14 protein-coding genes are annotated in these 15159 nt (G+C 56.9%); 3 read left to right on the top strand and 11 right to left on the bottom strand.

Going from position 1 to position 15159, the window contains the following annotated elements:
• Nucleotides 1–24: 24 nt before the first annotated feature.
• Nucleotides 25–1123 (bottom strand): peptide chain release factor 2 gene (gene prfB / locus ACT3TJ_RS05810; RefSeq protein ID WP_172118525.1). Its coding sequence is split into 2 segments (ribosomal slippage): nucleotides 25–1047 and nucleotides 1049–1123, totalling 1098 coding nucleotides; the frame shifts between segments, so codons are not numbered across the junction.
• On the opposite strand from prfB, the gene ACT3TJ_RS05815 reads away from it, so the two are divergent.
• Nucleotides 1122–1292: a hypothetical protein gene (locus ACT3TJ_RS05815; RefSeq protein WP_172118526.1), complete on the top strand. Its 171-nt coding sequence runs from the start codon at nucleotides 1122–1124 to the stop codon at nucleotides 1290–1292. The genes prfB and ACT3TJ_RS05815 overlap by 2 nt on opposite strands.
• Nucleotides 1293–1376: 84 nt before the next feature.
• On the opposite strand, the gene ACT3TJ_RS05820 is transcribed toward ACT3TJ_RS05815, so the two are convergent.
• Entirely contained in the window at nucleotides 1377–2729 is a 1353-nt protein-coding gene (locus ACT3TJ_RS05820) for an OmpP1/FadL family transporter (protein ID WP_444665503.1), read from the bottom strand.
• Between the two features lie 304 nt (nucleotides 2730–3033).
• On the opposite strand from ACT3TJ_RS05820, the gene ACT3TJ_RS05825 reads away from it, so the two are divergent.
• Together ACT3TJ_RS05825 and ACT3TJ_RS05830 are read left to right on the top strand one after the other, a co-directional pair.
• A complete protein-coding gene (locus ACT3TJ_RS05825) occupies nucleotides 3034–3462 on the top strand; it encodes a MerR family transcriptional regulator (protein ID WP_444621779.1) in 429 nt (142 codons plus the stop codon).
• Nucleotides 3459–5969, top strand: coding sequence for a heavy metal translocating P-type ATPase (locus tag ACT3TJ_RS05830; RefSeq protein WP_444621778.1), 2511 nt, complete (start codon nucleotides 3459–3461; stop codon nucleotides 5967–5969). Before ACT3TJ_RS05825 ends, ACT3TJ_RS05830 begins: the two co-directional genes overlap by 4 nt.
• Before the next feature lie 72 nt (nucleotides 5970–6041).
• Here the strand turns inward: ACT3TJ_RS05830 and ACT3TJ_RS05835 are convergent, their stop codons facing one another.
• From ACT3TJ_RS05835 to rimM, 9 genes are all read right to left on the bottom strand, one after another.
• Nucleotides 6042–6659: a YitT family protein gene (locus tag ACT3TJ_RS05835; protein ID WP_444621777.1), complete on the bottom strand. Its 618-nt coding sequence runs from the start codon at nucleotides 6657–6659 to the stop codon at nucleotides 6042–6044.
• Between the two features lie 67 nt (nucleotides 6660–6726).
• Nucleotides 6727–8481: a single-stranded-DNA-specific exonuclease RecJ gene (locus ACT3TJ_RS05840; RefSeq protein WP_172118558.1), complete on the bottom strand. Its 1755-nt coding sequence runs from the start codon at nucleotides 8479–8481 to the stop codon at nucleotides 6727–6729.
• A 63-nt stretch (nucleotides 8482–8544) separates the two neighbouring features.
• Nucleotides 8545–9933 (bottom strand): threonine synthase, encoded by a 1389-nt coding sequence (gene thrC, locus ACT3TJ_RS05845; protein WP_444621776.1) that lies wholly within the window; start codon nucleotides 9931–9933, stop codon nucleotides 8545–8547.
• A gap of 6 nt (nucleotides 9934–9939) precedes the next feature.
• Nucleotides 9940–11256 carry a homoserine dehydrogenase gene (locus ACT3TJ_RS05850; protein ID WP_172118532.1) on the bottom strand — a complete coding sequence of 439 codons (1317 nt, stop codon included), beginning with the start codon at nucleotides 11254–11256 and terminating at the stop codon, nucleotides 9940–9942.
• Nucleotides 11257–11437: 181 nt separating this feature from the next.
• Complete coding sequence (locus ACT3TJ_RS05855) at nucleotides 11438–12229, bottom strand: DsbC family protein (protein ID WP_444621775.1); 792 nt, start codon at nucleotides 12227–12229, stop codon at nucleotides 11438–11440.
• Nucleotides 12204–13085 (bottom strand): site-specific tyrosine recombinase XerD, encoded by an 882-nt coding sequence (gene xerD, locus ACT3TJ_RS05860; RefSeq protein ID WP_441677817.1) that lies wholly within the window; start codon nucleotides 13083–13085, stop codon nucleotides 12204–12206. The genes ACT3TJ_RS05855 and xerD overlap by 26 nt, the downstream gene beginning before the upstream one ends.
• A gap of 138 nt (nucleotides 13086–13223) precedes the next feature.
• Entirely contained in the window at nucleotides 13224–13580 is a 357-nt protein-coding gene (gene rplS / locus ACT3TJ_RS05865) for a 50S ribosomal protein L19 (protein WP_087110090.1), read from the bottom strand.
• A gap of 191 nt (nucleotides 13581–13771) precedes the next feature.
• The gene (gene trmD, locus ACT3TJ_RS05870; RefSeq protein ID WP_444621824.1) at nucleotides 13772–14533 is read right to left on the bottom strand and encodes a tRNA (guanosine(37)-N1)-methyltransferase TrmD; all 762 of its coding nucleotides are present in this window, start codon (nucleotides 14531–14533) and stop codon (nucleotides 13772–13774) included.
• A 62-nt stretch (nucleotides 14534–14595) separates the two neighbouring features.
• Nucleotides 14596–15141, bottom strand: coding sequence for a ribosome maturation factor RimM (gene rimM, locus ACT3TJ_RS05875; RefSeq protein WP_172118535.1), 546 nt, complete (start codon nucleotides 15139–15141; stop codon nucleotides 14596–14598).
• Between the last annotated feature and the right edge of the window lie 18 nt (nucleotides 15142–15159).

Genomic DNA, 15159 nt, shown 5'->3' on the forward strand with positions numbered 1-15159 from the left:
ATTCATGTTCGAACGCTAAAAAGATTACAAACCCTGCTTGAGACTGGCGACGATAAACTGGTCCAGGTCGCCGTCGAGTACCTTGTCACAGTTGCTGGACTGCACGCCGGTGCGCAAATCCTTGATACGCTGGTCATCAAGCACGTAAGAGCGAATCTGGCTGCCCCAGCCGATATCGGCCTTGGAGTCTTCCGCTTCCTGCTTGGCGGCATTACGCTTTTGCATTTCATGCTCCCAGAGCCTCGCCTTTAACTGCTTCATGGCGAAGTCACGGTTGGCATGCTGGCTACGCTGGTTCTGGCAAGCCACCACAATACCGGTAGGTTCGTGGGTAATCCGCACCGCCGAATCGGTGGTGTTAACGTGCTGACCGCCCGCACCGCTGGAGCGATACGTATCAACGCGCAGGTCCGAAGGGTTAATATCAACCTCGAAGCTGTCATCAACTTCCGGGGACATGAATACCGACGCAAACGACGTATGACGACGGCCGCCGGAGTCGAACGGGCTTTTACGCACCAGCCGGTGAACACCGGTTTCAGTACGCAGCCAACCGAACGCATAGTCGCCCTGAACATGCAGCGAGGCCGACTTGATACCTGCGACTTCGCCTGCGGAAATTTCGGTTATTTCAGCCTTGAACCCGTGGCTTTCTGCCCAGCGCAGATACATGCGCAGCAGAATATTGGCCCAGTCCTGCGCTTCCGTACCGCCCGAACCGGATTGAATATCCAGGTAGGCGTTATTTTCATCCATTTCGCCGGAGAACATGCGACGAAATTCGAGCTTTTCAAGCGCGACCTGAAGGCCATCAAGCTCTTGGCGCACTTCTTCAACCGTGTCCTCATCCTCTTCCATCTCGGCGAGTTCCAGAAGGTCGCGGCTGTCGCCAAGGCCTTGGTCCAGTTCGTCGATGGTTGCCACAATGGCTTCCAGGGAAGAGCGCTCTTTACCCAGCTTTTGTGCGTAGTCCGGGTCGTTCCAGACATTCGGGTCTTCGAGCTCGCGAGAGACTTCTTCTAGCCGATCTTTACGCTCGGCATAGTCAAAGATACCCCCTAAGAACGTCTGTCCGCTCAGACAGGTCCTTGATCTGGTTATGTATCGGGTTGGTTTCCAACATGGATCGCCCTGGCCTTGGTCAATATGACATGGTTCAAAAGAAAGACGCGCCGCTGTGGCGTCTTGGCTTGATGATTCCAAGCCAGCACCACAGCGGCGAAATTCTGAAAACCCATTGTAACGAAACCTGGCGTTTCTCGCATCCACTCGCCATGACGGCGAATGCCTGAACCCGGCGAGTGCCGGGTTCAGGAGTAGAGCTACCGATTTAACACGCGAGAAACTTATTTCATCGAGACGCCTAAAATATGGGCTTAAAAACGATAGGTCAACTGAGCACCAAAGCCGTGGGCTTCGTTTTTATAGCCGGCAGAGTAGGTAGACGTAATGGGCGGTGTCTGCTGTCCAGCCACAGTGAAGCTATCCGTCTTTGTTTGATCCACTTGGGTTGAGCGCTCGGTTAGATAAGAGTAAGCGAAATCAAGTGTTAGGTCCGGTGTAGGGCTCCAGCCAGCACCCAGCGAGAAGATACGCCGGTCATCAGAAGGAATACGCACACTGCGCGTCGTATCCTGCGTTGGTGTAAAGTCCAGCGCTACCCCTGCTCGCAACGCCAGTTCAGGTGTCAACTGATACTCGCCGCCGGTGGAGAATGCCCAGGCATTGGAGTAATTTTGCTGTTCGTTAGTGATCTCTTCACGCTCAGTGCCGGTAACAAGGATTTGATCAAAGCGACTCCAGCGAGCCCAGGAAGCCCCAAACATGAGTTTGAGGTTGTCGCTCATTTGCTGGGTTATCGAGAAGTTAACCGTCTCAGGCGTAGTCAAGTCCAGTGCAGCCGTATCCGTTACGGTTCCAATACCTAACTGATCAAGCACAGGGGAGCTTGCAGAAAAGTTACCGTCCAAATTGAAGTCAACTTTTGAGCGATACGTTAAACCAAACGTGGTTTCAGGCACCGGTTGGTAAATCACCCCCAGGTTATATCCCCATGCGTCATCATCACCTTCAACACGTGAATCCACCTCAGTAACGATCGGAGCCCCATTGGCTGCCTGCCCAACCGCAACGGGCACCTGTCGGTGCAGTTCGCCATCAACGCGGTTATAGGTAATCCCCAACCCGACGCCCCACTGCTCGTTAAAGCGGTAGGAGACGGTTGGCTGGGCAGTCATTACCTTCACCTCCGTATAATTCCCCTGGTTACGCCCCTCGAAACCACCTTCATACTCTGTTTTTGAACCAAACGGTGCATATACGCCGAAACCAAACGCTAACTGCTCATTGACCGGTTGTGCATAAAAAGCAAAAGGAACCAGCGTACCGGGCACCATATCACCTTCATTGGTTCCTTCTACTGATCCCAAAGGCAGTGAGCCCGCAGGCGTTTCCAAAGAACGCCCAGAGGTAGCATTATTGACATCGGTATTGACATGAAGATAGGTGCCCCCCACCGTGATCTGCGCACGATCAAGGAACGACATACCTGCCGGGTTACCGTACACAATAGAGGCATCGTGTACGTTAGAGCTGCGCCCAGCATGACCATAGCCTTGGCCGCTAACGCTTTGCTCGTTAATTTGATAACCGCCAGCGTGTGCCTGGCTTGCGAAGACAGCTGCCGAAACCGCAGCTGCTAGAGTGAGCTTATTAAATTTATTATACATGGTTGGCCTCTTGTCCCGATGATCCTGTGGATGGCGACATCCGCTGGTACTGTTTTTATAGCGTAGGCATACACTTCAGTTTTCGCCCAATGTGGCCTTTGGTTCAAGGGCAAACGAGCGTTTTATTTTGTTTTTCGCTCATACATTAGTCGTACGACCGTTTTAAATCATTGTTTTGTTCGTTTTAAGCCCTTTTTAGAGAATTATAGAACAGCCCTTCTTGACCTGCGTGTTACCCATAGGTTTTACACTACGTGCATTCCCACCGTTTACTAGCAGCGGACAAAAACGTAAGGAGTGCGCGATGAAAGTCAGCGAGCTTGCCAAACAGGGCGGTGTAACGGCAGAGACAGTGCGCCACTACACCCGCGAAGGCTTACTTCTCCCGAGCCGCCAACCAGATAACGGCTATCAGCTTTTCTCAAGCACCGACCTTGAGCGGCTGCACTTTATTCAGCGAGCACGCAAGCTGGGGTTTAGCGTAGCGGAGATACGCGACATTCTCCTGCATGCCGACCAGGGCGACTCGCCCTGCCCGCTGGTGCGCGACCTGCTCGCCAGCCGCCTGCCGCAGATCCGTACACGGATTGCCGAACTTGAAGCGCTGGCCCAGCGCATGGAGCAAGCGCTGGAAAGCTGGGAGCACATGCCAGACGGCACACCCGATGGGCATAGCGTGTGCCGCCTTATTGAAAGCTTTCCCGATGAGCCCTCTTCCAGGGAGGCCTTATGAACGACACAACCACTTCACGTCATACGGTTTTCCGTACGGTAGGCGGCATGAGCTGCCAGGGCTGCGTTAAGCGGATGCGTGAGGCGATTCAGGCAGAAGACCCAGCGGCTGAGGTAGTGGGCACTCCGGCTGAAAAACGCCTTGAAGTTACTACAAACCTGGACGATAGCCGCCTGAACACGGCGCTGGAAAAAGCCGGCTACCCGGCCAGCAGCGAACCCGCCTCGCCGACAGCGCCTGAATCCCCGCCAGAGGCAACTGAGGTACCGGCTACGACTGGCACCAACCTACGCTTGGCAATTAGCGGCATGACCTGTGCCAGCTGCGTTAAAAGCGTTCAGAATGCGCTGAAAAACACCCAAGGGGTGGAAGCCGCCAGCGTTAACTTCGCGACCCACACCGCCCAAGTGGTGGGCAGTGCCGATGCGCAAACCCTTATCAACGCAGTCGCCTCAGTGGGCTACACGGCGGAGCCGATTGTGGATATGCGTGAAGCCGAGCGCGTTCGCACCGAGCAAGATGCCACTACCTATCGGCAGCGGCTGCGGGGCAGTGCCATCGCGCTGGCATTGGCCATTCCCCTGATGCTCAGCATGTTTATCTATCATCCCCACGTTATGGGCCTGGGCCGCGTTTACTGGCTGGCGATTGGTGTCTTGACCCTGGGCGTGCTTGCCTTTCCAGGCCGACACTTTTTTGTTAGCGCGTGGAAGAATCTCAAACGCCATCAGGCCAATATGGATACGCTGGTGGCGATGGGCACGGGTACCGCCTGGCTCTACTCCATGGCGGTGGTGCTGTTTGCACCCTGGTTGCCTGAAATAGCTCAGGGGATCTACTTTGAAGCCTCGGCGATGGTGGTTGGGCTTATCCTGCTGGGTAACGCCATGGAGCTTCGCGCCCGTGGGCGTACCAGCAACGCGCTAAAGCGCCTGCTTGATTTGCAAAGCCGCACGGCACGCGTCATTCGCGACGGCCAAGAGCAAGAGGTAGACGTGGATGAGGTTCGTGAAGGCGACCAACTCCGCGTGCGCCCCGGCGAGCGCTTACCCGTTGATGGCGAAGTCACCGAAGGCCAGAGCCATATTGATGAATCCATGTTGACCGGCGAGCCGCTGGCCGTCAGCAAGCAAACCGGGGATAACGTCAACGCAGGCACGGTCAATGGCCAGGGCGGGCTGGTGTATCGCGCGACTCGTGTGGGTCGTGATACTCGGCTTGGGCAAATCACCGAGCAGGTCGCCAGCGCTCAGAATTCACGCCCGCCAATTGGTGAGTTGGCGGATAAGGTATCGAGCATCTTCGTGCCAGCGGTAATAATTATTGCCGTACTGGCGGCGCTGGTATGGTTTAACGTTGGCCCTGAGCCACGCGTGATTCATATGCTGGTGGCGGCTACGACCGTGCTAATTATTGCCTGCCCCTGCGCGCTGGGCCTGGCCACGCCCATTTCCACCATGATTGGCGTGGGCAAAGCCGCCGAACAGGGCGTACTGGTAAGAAGTGGCGAAGCGCTACAAACCGCCAGCAAATTGACCACGCTGGTGGTCGATAAAACTGGCACGCTCACCGAAGGCAAACCCAGTGTCACCGATGCACAGCTGTTTGGCATGGATCAAACCACTGCGCTGGGCCTGGTGCATGGCCTGGAGCGCGGTTCTGAGCATCCGCTGGCAGCAGCCCTTATCGCTTACGCGGATGCGCAGGGCGCCGCGCCTGCCGAGATCCAGGAGTTTGAAAGTGTTACGGGCGGTGGCGTAAAAGCCGAAAATCGCGATGGCAAAGCGCTGCTGCTGGGCAATGCGCGTCTGCTTGAGGCAGCCGGGGTAGATCTTTCATCTGCCCAGCAAGCGGTTAACACGCTACAACACAAGGCGCGTACGCTGGTATATCTGGCAGTGGATAATCAGCTAGCGGCGCTCTTCGGGATTAGCGACCCACTACGTCACGATGCCGTCGCGGCCGTTAAACGTCTGCAGCAGGATGGACTGAACGTGGTCATGCTGACCGGCGATAACCAGCATAGCGCCGCGGCGATTGCCCGCGAAGTCGGCATTACGACGTTTAAAGCGGGCCTGACGCCAGAGGACAAGCACGCCGAGATTGAGCGCTTACAAAAAGCAGGCGAAATCGTCGGCATGGTGGGCGACGGCATTAACGATGCTCCGGCGCTGGCGCGCGCTAACGTCGGCTTTGCGATTGGCCAGGGGACGGATATTGCCATGGAAAGCGCGGGGATCACCCTCATGCGTGGGTCGCTTCACGGCGTGGCCTCAGCCATTGAAATCAGCCGCGCCACGCTTGCCAACATCAAGCAGAACCTGGTGGGCGCCTTTGGTTATAACGTGCTGTGCATCCCGGTTGCGGCAGGCTTGCTCTACCCGGTAACCGGCATGCTGCTTTCACCGATTATCGCGGGGGTCGCCATGTCGCTCTCCTCCATCACCGTGGTGAGTAATGCCAATCGCCTGCGGTTCTGGAAGCCCACTCAACAGGAGGCCTCATGAGCTTACTGGTTAACGCGACGGGCCTGGGGCTCATTGCCCTGGTCATCTGGTGGTTCTGGCTTAGCTAGAGCGCTAACTCACGCCGATATATCGCCCGGGCTTATGGTTAAGGGCGATAATCAAGTTCAACGTCAGCGCCCCCAGCACCGAGTAGCCAACGCGGTCTAACGGTAGCTGGGTAAGCGCCACCAGCAAAATCATCCCATCAATGCCTAGCTGCACATAGCCCGCCCGCAGGCCGTGTCGGTCCTGCAGGTAGAGCGCCAGAATATTGATGCCGCCCAGGCTCGTGCGGTGGCGAAACAGCATTAGCATGCCAATGCCCATCAATGCCCCGCCCATGAGTGCGGCGTAGAGAGAAGGCACGCTTTCAAACTGCACCCAGCCCTGGGTTAGTTCAGAAAACAGCGACACCAGGCCAATGGCAATAAAGGTACGCAGCGTAAAGCTCCACCCCATACGCTTGATCGCCAGGTAGTAAAACGGCAGGTTGATGGCAAAAAACCACAGCCCAAACCCCCACTGCGTCACGTAATTAAGCAGCAGCGCCAAGCCCGCAGTGCTGCCAGTTAGCAGCACCGCTTGGGTATAAAAGGTAACGCCCAAGGCAACGAAGAACGTGCCCAGCAGCATCGCCATTACATCCTCATAGAGGCGGTGCGGGTCCTTGGGTAAATCTTCCACGCGCATTTAAACGCCCTTATGAAGTGTGCTGGGGTGATGAACAGGGTTAATGGACCGGGTTGATGAAAGCGTTTTAAACTGCGCTTGCGTGCTCAACCATCAACTGCAACGACTCCCGCCCCCGCCAGCGGTTACGGTTAAGCTTGTAAGCGCAGTGCAGCGTGTCGCCGATGGCGAACGCGGGCAGCTCACCTGGCGTTAAGGCACGAAACCAGATTGCTTTACAGGTGATGGCACCCATGGAGAGCTCAAGCATCAAGTGCGCGCCATCGGCACCCACTGGGCGCAGCGCTTCGACGATAAAACGCCCTTCAAAAAGCGGTGCGTCAAATTCACGCCCATAGGGGCCCAGCGCGTCGATCTCCTCAAGCGTGGCAAGAGAGAGCTGCGCGGTGGAAAGCTCGCCGTCCGTCCATAGCCGGGGATAGAGCGAACGCCCTTCCAGCTGTTCCGCTACGGCCTTGAGAAACGCCTGTTTAAACACGTCCAGCTGTTCGCGGGGAACGCCCACTCCTGCGGCACCGCTGTGCCCACCAAAGCGCTGCAGCGCCTCAGGCGCAAGTTCAAAGGTACGCTGCAGCGCATCGCGCAGGTGCAAACCATCGATTGAGCGCCCTGAACCAGTAAGCATATTGGGTGCCGCCGCCTGCGTCAGCACCAGCGCAGGGCGCCCGTAAGACTGCACCAGCCGGGAGGCCACAATGCCCTGAACGCCGGGGTGGCCATCTTCCAGAAACACCACCACAGCAGGCTCATCGGCTAACAGTGCACTGGCGGCCAACGCCCGTGCCTCTTCGGCCATATCAGCCTCAATCGCCTTACGCGACTGGTTATCCTGATCCAGCACTTCCAACTGACGGTTAGCGACGGCGTCGCTCTCGGCTAGCATGAAATGCAGCGCCGCGTAAGGGTCATCCAGCCGCGAGCGCGCATTGATCCGCGGGCCCATCTGAAAGGCCAGCGTTTCAGCATTGAACGGTACGCTGTCCGCACCCAGGCGTGCCGCCATGGCGCGCCAGCAGGCGGCGTCCATGCGGTTGATCAGGGTTAATCCGTAGCTCACCACGGCGCGGTTGGCGGGGCTTCCGCCCAGCGATACGCAGTCCGCCACGGTGCCCAGCGCCACATAGGAGAGCCACGGCGAAAGCTTGGGCGTAGCCTCGGGCAAGGCCCCCCACTCCACCAATACGCCACGTGCCAACGACATCAACAGCCACGCCACCATGCACCCGGCGATGGTTTTATCCGGATAAGTGCAATCGTCACGGGTGGGATTTACGCAGGCGTAAGCCGACGCGGGCGGGCCTTCCAATGGCAACGCGTGGTGATCACTGACCACCACGTCAATGCCTGCCGCTTTGAGTCGCGCAATACGTGGCTCGTCGCTGCTTCCGCAGTCGGCGGTAATCACCAGGGTCGGGAATGGCTTAAGCGCCAGCGTGCGCTCAACCAACGGCAAGCTGATCCCGTAGCCATCGTGGATACGGTGGCCAATCAGGCTATGCAGCTTGTGCTCGGGCACACCAAACAGCTCAACCAGCGTGCGGCGAATGACGACGTGGGAGGTAATCCCATCCACATCGTAATCGGTCAAAATCCCGATGGATTCACCCTCGGCAACCGCCTGAGCAATACGTTCGGCGGCACGGCGCCCATCGGCGAGCTTTTCCGGGTGAGCCAGGTAGCGCAGGCTGGGCGTTACCAGCGGGGCAAGCTCGCCCTGATAGCCGGGCAGCCGTGAGGCGAGAAGGCGCGCCTGAAGCTCGCTCAAGCCTTGTGCCTGGGCACGGGCGTAGACAGCCTCGTCCAGCGGACGAGGCTCCAACATTAGCTGCGTGGTGTGCTGAGGTGTAACGGGCGGATTGGCATCTGGCAAAGCAGTCATCATGTGTTAACGACGGTTATCCGCCACAAACTGCTGCACGGCGCTCAGCTCAGCTGGCAATACCGTGTAGTGCTCTTCACGCTCCAGCAAATCATCCATATGCGTGGGCAGGGGTACACCCTGGAAGCCTGCCTTCACCACAGCTTCAGCAAACTTGGCCGGGTGTGCGGTGGCAAGCGTTATCATCGGCGTTGAGTGATCAGCGCGGACACGCTCAGCAGCGCGATAGCCCGTGGCGGTATGCGGGTCGAGCATTTCACCAGTACGGTGATGCGCTTCGCGAATGACGTCCAGAATGGTCGCATCGTCCACACTAAAACTTGAGAACTTCTCGCGCAGCTTGGCAAGCGGCGCATCGGCAAGTGCGGTGGGCTCTTGCTGAAAGCGCTCCAGCAGTGCCGCCACGGCGGCGCCATCACGCTCATAAGCATCAAACAGAAGACGCTCGAAGTTCGACGACACCACGATATCCATGGAAGGCGCGAGCGTTGCCTCAAGCTCCTTCTTGGAGAAGTCGTTGGCGGCCAGCGTACGGTGCAGAATGTCGTTGGAGTTGGTGGCAATGATGAACTGCTTGACCGGCAGCCCCATTTTGTACGCCATGTAGCCCGCAAACACGTTGCCAAAGTTGGCCGACGGCACACAGAAGCTGACCTCGCGATGCGGAGCACCCAACGCCACACCCGCCGCTACGTAGTAAACAATCTGAGCCATGATGCGCGCCCAGTTGATCGAGTTGACCGCCACCAGGCGCGTGCCGTTCAGAAAGTCTTGATTGGCAAAACTTGCCTTGACCATGGCTTGAGCGTCGTCAAAATTGCCTTCGATAGCAATATTGAAGACGTTATCGGCCAGCACCGAGGTCATCTGGCGGCGCTGCACTTCGGACACCCGCTGGTGCGGGTGCAGAATAAAGATATCCAGGTTGTCGCAGTGGCGGCAGCCTTCAATCGCCGCCGACCCGGTATCGCCCGAGGTGGCGCCCATGATCACCGCGCGCTCGCCGCGCTTTTTCAAAAAGTGATCCAACAGGCGGCCCAAAAGCTGTAGCGCGACGTCTTTAAATGCCAGCGTCGGGCCATGGAACTGCTCAAGCAGGAAGTGATTGGCGTCGAGCTGCTTGAGCGGCACCACCGCATCGTGAGTGAAGGTGGAATACGCGTCGGTCACGATGGTGCGGAAAGTGTCGTCGTCGATCTCGCCGTTTACAAACGGCTTCATGACCCGAAAAGCAATCTCGGCGTAAGAAAGCCCGGCCATATCGGCCAGCGCTTCTTTCGAGAGGGTGGGCAGCTCTTCCGGCACGTAAAGGCCGCCGTCGCTGGCCATACCGGTTAGTACGACTTCTTCAAACGAGAGCGCGGGCGCCTGCCCACGCGTACTGATATAGCGCATAGTGGGTTACTCCCCTTCGCTCAGGCTTTCCACGCGGATGCGTGTCACCGGTCCGGCGATATCGGCCATCGCTTCGATTTCACGAATTGCTTCGTTCATCTGCTTCTCTTTGGTGCGGTGCGTCAGCAAAATAATCGGCACCAGCTCGCCTTCGGTTGCCTCTTTCTGGATCAGTGCCTCAATAGAGATGCCCTGCTCCGAAAGGATGGTGGCCACGCGGGCCAGTACACCAGGGCGGTCCACCGCCAACAGGCGCAGATAATACGCCGTAATGATGTCTTCCATCGGCATAATCGGCAGTTGGCTGACATCTTCATCAATACCGCTGAACGCCAAATAGGGCACGCGATAGTGGTGGGCAGTTGTAATATCACGAGCCACATCCAACACATCAGCAACCACGGCGGAAGCCGTTGGTTCAGCACCCGCACCGGCACCGTAGTAAAGCGTGGGACCTACCGCATCACCCATGATGGCAATGGCGTTTTTGACGCCATGCACATTGGCCAGCAAACGCTCTTTGGGGATCAACGTGGGGTGAACGCGTAGCTCAAGCCCCTGGTCGGTACGCTTGGAAATACCCAAGTGCTTAATAACGTAGCCCAGGTTATCGGCCTGCTCGACATCTTCAGCAGTAATCCGTGAAATACCTTCGGTGAAGGCTCTTTCAAACTGAAGCGGTACACCGTAAGCAATCGAGGCCAGAATGGTCAGCTTGTGCGCCGCATCGATACCTTCCACGTCAAACGTGGGGTCGGCTTCGGCGTAACCCAGTGCCTGCGCTTCGGCAAGTACGTCTTCAAAGGCTCGGCCTTCGTCACGCATGTGCGTCAGAATAAAGTTGCCGGTGCCGTTAATGATGCCTGCCACCCACTCAATGCGGTTGGCACCCAAGCCTTCACGCAGCGATTTGATAACCGGAATACCGCCTGCAACGGCGGCTTCAAAGGCGACGATAACGCCCTTTTCATGAGCCGCCTTGAAGATTTCATTACCGTGAACAGCAATCAACGCCTTGTTAGCAGTGACCACATGTTTGCCATTGGCAATCGCGGTGAGTACCAATTCACGCGCCATGTCATAGCCGCCAATCAGCTCGACCAGCACATCAACGTTAGGGTTAGTTGCCACCTCGAAAACATCGGTGGTTGCATTAATACCGGTAATATCGCAGTCGGGGTGAATACTACGGTGAGCCACCTGCTCAATCACAATAGGGCGGCCTGCACGGCGTGCAATATCATCCGCGTTGCGCGTCAATACATTGAACGTGCCGCCGCCAACCGTGCCTAGCCCACAAATGCCTACTCTTACCGGTTTCAAAATACATCCCCTTTCGTGGTGGGCGCCCTTGGCGCCTGGTCTTAAATTCAGTGTCTCAGCGTCACCGCTCGTTAACGGTGCTCTCTATTGGTGGGCACTTGTTGGGCGTGCCTATTGCTATGTTTCTGTTGCTACGTTTCTGTTGCCAAGCGCCTGCTTCAAAGCGCCTGACAGGTCAAGCTTAGACGTCGCCCAAGCCTAACATGACGGCAAGCCTTTCTGGCGGTACATAGCCTGGTACCATTTGGCCATCGGGCAGAATAATCGCGGGCGTGCCCTGTACGCCCAGCGCCATACCCAACTCATACTGTTCAGCCACCGGGTTATCGCAATCCGAAGGGCCCGATAGTGGCTGGCGCTGCTGGGCACGGGTCATCGCTTCACTACGATTATCCGAACACCACGCTTGCTGCATGGAGGTCGCCGCATCGCTGCCCATACCCGCCCGTGGGAATGCTAAATAGTGTACCGCAATCCCGCGCTCATTAAGCTCAGGCACGGCTTCGTGAAGACGCTCACAGTAGGGGCAAGTGGGGTCGGTAAATACTACCACGGTGGCTCTTGGCTCATCGACACCGCGATACACAACGCGCTCAGACTCGGGGATGCTTGCCAGTGCCGCAACACGCTCCTGATTTTTGGACTGCTCGGTTAAATTGACCAGCCCCGTCTCGGCATTTTCGAAAAGATCACCCACCAAAAAGTGGCTACCATCGACGTTGGTGTAAAACGACTCGCCGCTTTCCAAGCGCACGTGGTAAATGCCTTCCATCGGAGTCGTCGTTACGTGCTCAACCGGCATCGGCTGACCATTAACGCTCAGCGACTCACTCAGTCGTTGCGTGACGGCATCTGCGTGAGCGGCGACCGGCAAAACGCTGGCGATGGCGAGCGTGAGTAATGCCGTGCGTAAAGAAGGAGTAACCGTACGTTGACGCATTCTATCTTCAACCTCGCGGATGGTGTTCTGCATGTAAATGCTCCAAGCGGGCTTGGGCAACATGCGTATAAATTTGAGTCGTAGATAAATCGCTGTGGCCTAACAGCAGCTGTACGACCCGTAAATTGGCCCCATGATTCAATAAATGTGTCGCAAAAGCATGTCGCAGCGTATGCGGAGACAGCGGACGCGAGATACCAGCCGTGATGGCATGCGCTTTTATACGGTGCCAGAAGGTCTGTCGCGTCATGGCTTTATCATGGCGCCCTGGAAAAAGCGCTGGCCTGGTCGGGTCGCTCATTAGCGCAGGTCTGGCCGTTTTCATATAGTGCGCAAGCCAATCTGCTGCTTCCTCCCCCATGGGCACCAAGCGGTCTTTATCCCCCTTACCGCGCACACGCACCACATTTTGGCGCAGGTTCACCGCATCGCCGGTTAACGATACAAGCTCCGATACGCGCAGCCCACAGGCATACAGCAGCTCCAGCATGGTGCGGTCGCGCACGCCCAGCGGTGTATCAACATCAGGCGCCATCAGCAGGCGCTCGACCTCCGCCTCTTCCAGCGTATTGGGCAAGCCTGGCTGCACTCTGGGAAGCTTAACATCCACCAGCGGGTCGCTAACCACATGCCCGTGTAAGCGTGCCCAGCGATAAAAACTTCTAAGGCTTGATAACAGCCGGGCGTTGCTTCGCAGTTGATAGCCTTGCTCTCGGCGGGCATCCAACCATACGGGAAGCCGCTGCCCCGTGGGAGACAATATATCCTCACCTTCTGCTACCAGATAGTGCTGCCACGCGGTTAAATCGCGCCGATAGGCGGCTAACGTATGATCACTGGCGCCTTGCTCTAACCATAGGGCGTCCAAGAAAGCATCAATGACGCTCATACGTTAATCGTCTCCTGCTGAGTATATGACCACATAAACAAAACCCCGCCCCGCAAAGCGGTGACGGGGTTCTTGTATCCGGTGCGACACGTGCCCAAGACGTACGTCAAGAACAGTGCGCGCCCGAGAAAGCGTCGCTTAGGACAGCTTTTCTTTGATACGTGCTGACTTACCGCTACGCTCACGCAGGTAGTACAGCTTGGCTTGACGCACGTCACCACGACGCTTGACTTCAAGAGAGTCAACCAGCGGGCTGTAGGTCTGGAAAGTACGCTCAACGCCAACACCGTGAGAAATTTTACGTACGGTGAAAGCGGAGTTCAGACCACGGTTACGCTTGGCAATAACAACACCTTCAAACGCCTGCAGACGCTCGCGGGTGCCTTCCTTAACTTTTACTTGAACGATAATGGTGTCGCCCGGCGCAAAAGAAGGAATCTCTTTGCCCATCTGCTCGTTTTCGATCGCCTGGATCACCTTGTTCTTGCTGCTCATCTTCATACTCCTAAATAACGGAATGGTTTGCCACGCAGTTGTGGAAGGGGCAAACCGTGATCCCGGCGCTCGAATCGAGCCACACGGGAGTCGTTATGGGTGACACAGGTCCGTAGGCTTGCCGTCAATATGTAGACGACGTGCCCTTTCCGTCCTGCACCGCCGCTCTGCACCAGGTCGTTGAAAATAACCTACTTGGCAGACAGAGCGTGTTCCTCGATAAACTCGTTCAGCAACTGCTGTTGCTCAGCATTAAGCGCGCGCCCTTCTAACAGATCGGGACGGCGCTGCCATGTGCGGCCTAACGACTGCTTCAACCGCCAACGCTTGATGGCTGCATGATTACCGCTTAGCAGCACATCCGGCACCTGGCGCCCGTCGATACTTTCTGGACGGGTATAGTGCGGGCAGTCCAAAAGACCGTCATTAAACGAGTCTTCGATAGCGGAGTCCTGATGCCCCAATACACCGGGAACCAACCTCGCCGCTGCGTCAATCAGCACCATGGCAGGCAGCTCACCGCCGCTCAGCACATAGTCACCAATCGACCACTCTTCATCGATGTCACTCTCCACCACACGCTCATCAATCCCTTCATAGCGCCCTGCCACCACCACAAGGGGGCCAGCAGCGGCTAATGCCTGAGCGCCTTTTTGATCAAGCTTACGCCCTTGGGGCGAAAGGTAGATCACCGTAGGCACCTGGCCGGTGGCTTGATGTGCCCGTTCACGGGCATCGTGGATAGCGCCACGGAGTGTATCGACTTTCATCAACATACCCGGGCCGCCGCCATAAGGGCGATCATCCACACTGCGATGGCGGTCGGTGGCGTAATCTCGCGGGTTCCAGAACTCCAGGGCAATACGTTGCTTCTCTATCGCCCGACCTACTACGCCCTGCTGGGTGAGTGCATCGAACATTTCAGGAAACAACGATACTACGCCGATCCACATAGCGGGCGTATCCACATCATTGCCAAGCACCGCTGTTTGCACATCGGCCGCTTCGTCATTGATCAAAACTCAGGGTCCCAGTTAACGACCATACGGCCATCTTCAAGGCTGATTTCGACAATCACGTCATCAGGCAAAAACGGGAGTAGCCGCTCGCGTTTGTCGATCGCGTCGTCATCGCCGCGAACCACCATGACATCGTTGGCGCCGGTTTCAAACAGGTAGCTTACCCGTCCTAACCGCTCGCCGGCTTGAGTGAAGACAGCCAAGCCTTCAAGCTCATGCCAGTAATACTCATCGGCTGCCAGTGTAGGCAGTGCATCTTTGGGAAGTAAAATATCCGCTTGCGCCAGTGCTTCAGCGGCATTACGATCATCTACGCCTTTAATCTGCACAACAAGGCCTTTACCTTGCCGACGTCCCTGAACAATGGTCATTCGCGTCAGGGTTTCCCCTTGGCGCACCCACCATTCGGGATAATCCAAAATGCTGTCCATGGGGCTGGTGTAAGAATACACCTTGAGCCAACCCTGCACCCCGTGGGGGCTAGTCAGCTTGCCTAACACCACATGCGTGTCGTCAGTTTGGCTTGTTTCAAAACGCGTCATCGACGACCTCAACGTACA

It is taken from the genome of Halomonas sp. AOP30-A1-24, from assembly GCF_052378165.1.
In the GTDB taxonomy this organism is placed as follows: Bacteria; Pseudomonadota; Gammaproteobacteria; order Pseudomonadales; family Halomonadaceae; genus Vreelandella; species Vreelandella citrativorans.

Bases quoted from the DNA above. Each gene is read 5' to 3' on its own strand.
- ACT3TJ_RS05815 (WP_172118526.1), top strand. From the start codon at position 1,122: ATGGATCGCCCTGGCCTTGGTCAATATGACATGGTTCAAAAGAAAGAC.
- ACT3TJ_RS05820 (WP_444665503.1), bottom strand. From the start codon at position 2,729: ATGTATAATAAATTTAATAAGCTCACTCTAGCAGCTGCGGTTTCGGCA.
- ACT3TJ_RS05825 (WP_444621779.1), top strand. From the start codon at position 3,034: ATGAAAGTCAGCGAGCTTGCCAAACAGGGCGGTGTAACGGCAGAGACA.
- ACT3TJ_RS05830 (WP_444621778.1), top strand. From the start codon at position 3,459: ATGAACGACACAACCACTTCACGTCATACGGTTTTCCGTACGGTAGGC.
- ACT3TJ_RS05835 (WP_444621777.1), bottom strand. From the start codon at position 6,659: ATGCGCGTGGAAGATTTACCCAAGGACCCGCACCGCCTCTATGAGGAT.
- ACT3TJ_RS05840 (WP_172118558.1), bottom strand. From the start codon at position 8,481: ATGTTGGAGCCTCGTCCGCTGGACGAGGCTGTCTACGCCCGTGCCCAG.
- thrC (WP_444621776.1), bottom strand. From the start codon at position 9,933: ATGCGCTATATCAGTACGCGTGGGCAGGCGCCCGCGCTCTCGTTTGAA.
- ACT3TJ_RS05855 (WP_444621775.1), bottom strand. From the start codon at position 12,229: ATGCAGAACACCATCCGCGAGGTTGAAGATAGAATGCGTCAACGTACG.
- xerD (WP_441677817.1), bottom strand. From the start codon at position 13,085: ATGAGCGTCATTGATGCTTTCTTGGACGCCCTATGGTTAGAGCAAGGC.
- rplS (WP_087110090.1), bottom strand. From the start codon at position 13,580: ATGAGCAGCAAGAACAAGGTGATCCAGGCGATCGAAAACGAGCAGATG.
- trmD (WP_444621824.1), bottom strand. From the start codon at position 14,533: ATGTGGATCGGCGTAGTATCGTTGTTTCCTGAAATGTTCGATGCACTC.
- rimM (WP_172118535.1), bottom strand. From the start codon at position 15,141: ATGACGCGTTTTGAAACAAGCCAAACTGACGACACGCATGTGGTGTTA.